The organism is uncultured Senegalimassilia sp., from assembly GCF_934632265.1.
Lineage (GTDB): Bacteria > Actinomycetota > Coriobacteriia > Coriobacteriales > Eggerthellaceae > Senegalimassilia.
This window is the reverse complement of the sequence record NZ_CAKTYH010000113.1, coordinates 1-5,982: the sequence shown is the minus strand read 5'-3', so window position 1 is coordinate 5,982 and position 5,982 is coordinate 1. Positions and strand designations below refer to the sequence as shown.

General features: G+C 60.3%; 6 protein-coding genes. 3 read left to right on the top strand and 3 right to left on the bottom strand.

Going from position 1 to position 5,982, the window contains the following annotated elements:
- Positions 1-285: DegV family protein (locus Q0H50_RS07900; protein ID WP_294421148.1), on the top strand; the 285-nt coding region annotated here is incomplete at its 5' end.
- Positions 286-360: 75 nt separating this feature from the next.
- On the opposite strand, the gene Q0H50_RS07895 is transcribed toward Q0H50_RS07900, so the two are convergent.
- The gene (locus Q0H50_RS07895; RefSeq protein WP_294421147.1) at positions 361-1,929 is read right to left on the bottom strand and encodes a YfcC family protein; all 1,569 of its coding nucleotides are present in this window, start codon (positions 1,927-1,929) and stop codon (positions 361-363) included.
- 301 nt (positions 1,930-2,230) lie between these two features.
- Here Q0H50_RS07895 and Q0H50_RS07890 point away from each other — a divergent pair, with 301 nt between their 5' ends.
- Complete coding sequence (locus Q0H50_RS07890; protein ID WP_294421145.1) at positions 2,231-3,184, top strand: helix-turn-helix transcriptional regulator; 954 nt, start codon at positions 2,231-2,233, stop codon at positions 3,182-3,184.
- Here the strand turns inward: Q0H50_RS07890 and dinB are convergent.
- Positions 3,178-4,476: a DNA polymerase IV gene (gene dinB / locus Q0H50_RS07885; protein WP_294421144.1), complete on the bottom strand. Its 1,299-nt coding sequence runs from the start codon at positions 4,474-4,476 to the stop codon at positions 3,178-3,180. The two genes, Q0H50_RS07890 and dinB, sit on opposite strands and share 7 nt — an antisense overlap.
- Before the next feature lie 99 nt (positions 4,477-4,575).
- Between dinB and Q0H50_RS07880 the strand changes: the two genes are divergently transcribed.
- A complete protein-coding gene (locus Q0H50_RS07880; protein ID WP_294421143.1) occupies positions 4,576-5,703 on the top strand; it encodes an aminotransferase class I/II-fold pyridoxal phosphate-dependent enzyme in 1,128 nt (375 codons plus the stop codon).
- A 92-nt stretch (positions 5,704-5,795) separates the two neighbouring features.
- Here Q0H50_RS07880 and Q0H50_RS07875 read toward each other — a convergent pair.
- Positions 5,796-5,982: cation transporter (locus tag Q0H50_RS07875; RefSeq protein ID WP_294421141.1), on the bottom strand; the 187-nt coding region annotated here is incomplete at its 5' end.

The window sequence follows — 5,982 nt, the reverse complement described above, 5'->3', positions numbered from 1 at the left end:
GACGACGAGGGGCACCTTGTCCCCCTGGAGAAGGTGCGCGGTCGCACGAAGTCGCTCTCCGCGCTGCTCGACCACATGGAACGTACCGGCACGGCGCCGATCGCCGAGCAGACGGTGTTCATCACCCACGGCGATTGCATCGATGATGCGAAATGGCTCGAGAACAAGATCCGCGAGCGCTTCGGCGTCCAAGACATCCGCATCAACTACGTCGATCCCGTCATCGGAGCGCATTCCGGCCCGGGAACCATGGCGCTGTTCTTCCTGGCTTCAAGCCGCGACTAATGTTTTCAACGTATACGCAAACGTGAAGAAGGCTCCCCGCGGGGAGCCTTCTTCATAAGGAGTATGTTTGCGGCATTATGCGAGCATGACCTGCGCGCACAGGAGGATACCGCCGAACACCAACGTGAACACCACGATGGGCCACACGAACTTGAACCACTTGGAGTACTTCATATCCAACATGGTCAGGGTTGCCAAAACCAGGCCGGTAGGTGCGAGGTAGAGCATCGCGTACTGACCCCACTGATAAGCGCAGACGATAGAGTAGCGATCGATGCCGACCGTATCGGCCAGAGGAGCCATAATGGGCATTGCCAGAACGGCCAGACCGGAGGAAGACGGGACCACGAAGCCGAGCAGGAAGAACAGCAGCATCATGATCAGGATGAACGCCGGACCCGCCATGCCCTGAACCGCGTTGGAGGACCAGAACAGAAGAGTGTCGGAGATCAGGCCCTCTTCCATGATCAGGTTGATGCCACGGGCCAGGCCGATGATCAAGGACACGCCGACCAGCGAGGATGCGCCGTTGATGAACGCGTTCACCACGGTCTTCTCGTCGGTACCCGAGATGAACATGATGATGATCGAGATAGCCAGGAACATGGCGGCCATCTGCGGGAACCACCAGTGCAGGTTCATGACGCCGTACACCATCAGGACGAAGGCGGCGATGAAGAGCACCAGGATGGCCTTCTTGCGCAGGCTGAAGCCCTCTGCGTGGGCAGCGGCGGTCTCGCCGCGTTCAACGCTGAACAGCTGGGCGAAGTGCTCGCGATCCTCGTAGGTGTAGGAAGCCTCGGGGTTGGCCTTGATCTTCTTGCAGTACCAGTACAGGTAGCTGGCGCCCACGATGCAGCCGCCAACGCGCCACTCGAAGCCCTCCATGAAATTGATGCCCGCCGCGTTCGAGGCGATAACGACGCTGAACGGGTTGATCGTGGAGAACGTGGTGCCCATGGAACCGGCCAGGAAGATAGCGCCGACGCATACGATGGAGTCGTAACCGAGCGCTAAGAACACCGGAACCAGGATCGGGTAGAACGCCACAGCTTCCTCTTCAAGGCCGCAAGACGTGCCGCCGAGGACCATGAGCAGGGCGACCAGGAACACGAGCAAAAACTCATGGCCTTTGGTCTTTTTCGTCAATGCCATCAGACCGGACTCGAACGCGCCGGTTGCGTTGACAACGCCGATCAGGCCGCCGAGCACCAGGATGAACACCATGATATCGACGCCGTCGATCGTGCCGGACACCATCGCCTGCGTGACATCGGCGATGCCCTTAGGCTGAGCTTGAAGCTGCTCATAGGTACCGGGGATCGAGATGGCCTTCGTGATGGACCCGCCAGTGAACTGCTCGATGTCGATCTGCACGCCGAGCTGATCGAGCTGATCTTGCGTAGCGGGAACCTCGCTCAGCTCGCCTTGCGGGCTCGTGACCGTGAGCACATTGGAATCGGCCACATACTGAAGCTTCGCGTACTGTCCTGCCGGCACGAACCACGTTGCGATAACCGCGATGATGGTCAAGACGAACAGGATGGTGAACGCTGTCGGGAAACTAAGCTTCTTCTTCCTCTTCTTCTTCTCCTTCACCACGGGCCCGCCTGCGGAGTCGACGGCAGCGGCCTCGGTAGACATATGCACCCCCCTTTCATGGAGTTCCGGACTATATCCGGTATAGCGTTGTCGCAACATCCGCGCCCTGCTTGGCTCAGTTCGCTTCGTTGCGAGCGACTTGCACCCGTGCTTTTCGGGTTGCCCACATCATTGGCAGGTTTAGGCGTATATCGCCAGAGGAAACAAGGGTATATACGGAGGTATAAACCGGGTATAGAGCTGTTTTATCAGGCATTTCGTGTTTCTGGATTTCTAGCGTATACTGAACGCGTCAAAAGCGGAGCCAATGACTAAACGAAAGCGATGTGCTGTGGATTCAAGCATGTTCCTGTTTTATTACTCGATCGCCATGCAGGTATGCGCCATCTTGACCTCGGCAGTCTGTCTCGCGTCCTATTTGGTTTCGCGAAACAAAGTCCAGCTGTACTGCTTCGTGGGCTTTCTCATGTATTACTGCGATTGCCTGCTGGTCTTCCGCGACGATTATGTGATGGCATCGGAGTCGGCGGTGTCACATGAGGCGTTCTTCATCGGCGACCCGGCGTTTTCCATCATCTTCGGTTGCGCTACGCTCATGTCGTTTTGGTTGATGGTGTGCGCCTACGTTGAAGAAGATTCGATCATCGTCAAACTGGGCCCGGCGTACCTGTTCGTCGGCGCAAGCCTTGCCGTGACGTTGTTCCTTCCGCAAGGGTATGTGCACATGTTCATGTTCTATTCGCTGCGCGAAGTGTTCATCGTCTGGATGTTGTTTTTCGCAGCGTTCAAATACATCACCACCGAAGATAACCGGATGCGGTTGCGATTAAGCCGATTCCCAAAATTCTACGTGCTGCTCTGGGTGCTGCTGCTTGCGGTGGTAGCCGAAAACGGCTTTGTCTTGCTGGTAATCGGCCCCGGACACCTTGATATCCCCCTGGGTTTCTTCCCGGAACGCAACTTCGCCGAGAACCTGCTTGCCCTGGTTTGCGAGTTCGTGGCGCTGCGATCTTCGCTCACGTACCTTTCCGTGCGCCACAGCGAGCCTCCCACGCAAGGAGGCGAGCAGGTGGAAACGTATATCGATCACAACCTGGTACCCTACGCGGCGTCCCATAAGCTGACGCCCCGCGAAACCGAGATCTTGCGCCTGGTACTGCTGGGCAAGGACAACCAGAACATCGCAGCCGAGCTTTCGCTGGCACCGGGAACCGTGAAGGTACATGTGCACAACATCCTGAAGAAATCGCAAAAGGCGAACAGGCAGGAATTGATTCAGGATTACTGGGACTACTGATAATCTGCGGGATTCTTGGCGGCGGTGCCGGTGGTGTTGCCGTCGTTGCGCAGCTCGTGGCCGAAACGGACCGCTCCTTCCCCAAAACGGTCTTTCACCAGATCGGTTGCCGCAAGCAAGCCGCGACGCTTCGACTCGTCTTGAATGCGCGGCTTCGCGTCGCCCTCAAGCGGGGCGACCTGCTTCACATCGAACAGACTGCCCTGCTCGCCTTCCGACTCGGAAAACCCGGACACGGACACCCCGATAAGACGCACCGCGATGCCGGGTTCCCATAGCTCATCAAGCATGCCGCAAAGCTCTGGAGCGAACAACAGCTCATCGTCGGTCGGCCTGGCAAGCCTGCACTGAACGGAGCGGCTCGACCTATCAGGATACCGAAGGCGCAGGCCGATGGTGGAGCCGCGCAGGCCTTTGCCGCGCAGCCTTCTGCCCACCTTGGCCGATTGCGTGTTGATCGCCGCCTCGATATCGTCACGCGTACGCAAATCGTTCGCAAACGTGACCTCGTTCGACACCGACTTCACCGGCGCATGCTGCTGAATCGGGGAGTCGTCTAAACCGCATGCTCGCATATACATGACGCGCCCGTTCTTCCCGAAGAGCCGCTCAAGGCGCGCCGGACCCTCGCACACCAGCTGCCCGAGCGTTTCCACCCCATGGCTTTTCAAACGTTGCTCGGCGGCGGCGCCGATGCCGCTCATGCTTCGCACCGGAAGCGGGTCGAGAAACGTTCGCTCAGTGCCCGGATAAACGACGGTAAGGCCACGGGGCTTGTCCATATCGGATGCGATCTTCGCTACCGTTTTGGACGTTCCCACCCCAACCGAGCACGTGACGCCGAGCTGTTCCACCCGTTGCTGGATGCGGCGCGCGATGGCAACGGGGTGCTCCCGATTGGTGCGCGTGGGAGTGACGTCGAGGAAGGCCTCGTCGATGCTGACCTGCTGCACAAGCGGCGTCTCATCGTTAAGGATGGCCATAACCTGGTTGCTGACCTGCTTATACCGCTCGAACCTGCCGCTGGCCCAAATAGCCTGCGGGCAAAGCTTGCGCGCCGTTGCCGCAGGCATGGCGGAGTGAACGCCGAACACGCGCGCCTCGTAGGATGCAGTCGACACCACGCCGTGCTTGTCGGCGCTGCCCCCGACGATGACGGGCTTGCCACGCCATCCGGGGTGATCGAGCTGCTCGACGGAAGCGAAGAACGCGTCGAGGTCGACCAGCAGTATCGCCGGCCCATCCCAGGGTTCCAAAGGCAGCATGCCCTCATGTTCGCTCGAATCGATCATGTGTTCCAGTTTACCACGGGACGCAGAGCGCAAAACGCTGTGCTACTATTAGCGTTCGGCTTTAACGCGATATCGGGAACCAATGGGAAGGAGGGCGCTTTGGACGAATTGAAAGGACGCCTTCACGCCACCGGGTGGGGTGCCCTCGCACCTGCGCCGGCGGCTCCCGACATGCTGCCCGATTCCGATGTCGCCATCATAGACTGGCTCGATTTCTCCCAGACGCTCAACCCGCTCGGCATGCCCGACGCATTCGGCCCGGCACTCAACTTGTTGACGCGCAACCCTATCACGCCGGAAGAGGAGCGCAACGCACAAGCTCAAATCCCCGCACTGCTGGCGAAACGCTACGGCGTGCACCCCGGTTGCGTAGCCGTCGGCGCATCGGCAACCGATGTGCTGGCCGCCGTGGCGAACTCCTTCGAGCCGCGCACGGTGGCGGTGCCCGTGCCCTCGCGCGCCGCCTACGAGCGATGCCTGGGAACCGCCGGCCATCGCATCGTGGAGGTTCCCGGCCCCGATGGCTTCGTTGTTCCCGAGCCGCAAGCCGTTGACCGCATGGGGCTGTCCTTCGACGCGGCCATGCTCGCCAACCCCGCCTTCCCCACTAGCCGGCTGCTGGCACGGCAGACGCTGCTCGACTACCTGCAAGCCTGCGCATGGGTGATCGTGGACGAACGCGGGATCGACCTGACGCTTGGCGGCGAATCGGCGGCAAGCATGCTCGGCGACCACTCGAATCTCATCGTCATCCGATCGCTAACCGACACATTCTCGCTGCCGGGCATGCCCCTATCATGCGCGTTGGCGCACCCTGCCGTCGCCGCACGCATCTCGCAGCTTGTCAAACGTCCGGCATCCGCTGCGCTCAGCGCTCGCCTACTCAAACTGGCAGCGCCCGATCACCATCTTGAGCGATCGCGCGAGATGCTCGAGTCCGAGATCCCTTGGATGCAGTGCATGCTCAGCCTGGTTCCCGGCATCAGCATCTACCCGGCAGAAGCCAATTATGTGATGTGCTCGTTCGCACCGGGCCGCTCCATGCATCTGGGAGCCGCCGATACACCGGACCTGGTTCGTAAGCTGCAAAAGCGGGGCTTTCCCGTTCGCACGCTCGATCGCACGCCCGGCGTTTCGCCCGGCAGCCATTTCTGCGTAAGCGTGCGCACCAGAACCGACAACGAACGGTTCATCGCCGCGTTGCGGCAAATAGTCGCCGGGCGTTAATATCTCAACGCAAACGGCGCCGCCAACGCAGCGGAACCCTGGATTCCCATGCGTTGGCGGCGCCGCAGTTTGCGAAACCGGAAGAGACCCGGCTACTCGATGCCCTTCACCTCGTAGCCGGCTTCGACGACGGCGTCGACGAGCACAGCGTCCTCAACGGACTCGGTAAGCTTTGCGACGGCGGTGCCGGCGTCAAGGTCGACGACGGCCTCCGACACGCCCTCGACGCCCTCGAGCGCCTTCTTCACATGGGCGACGCACTTCGGGCACATCATACCC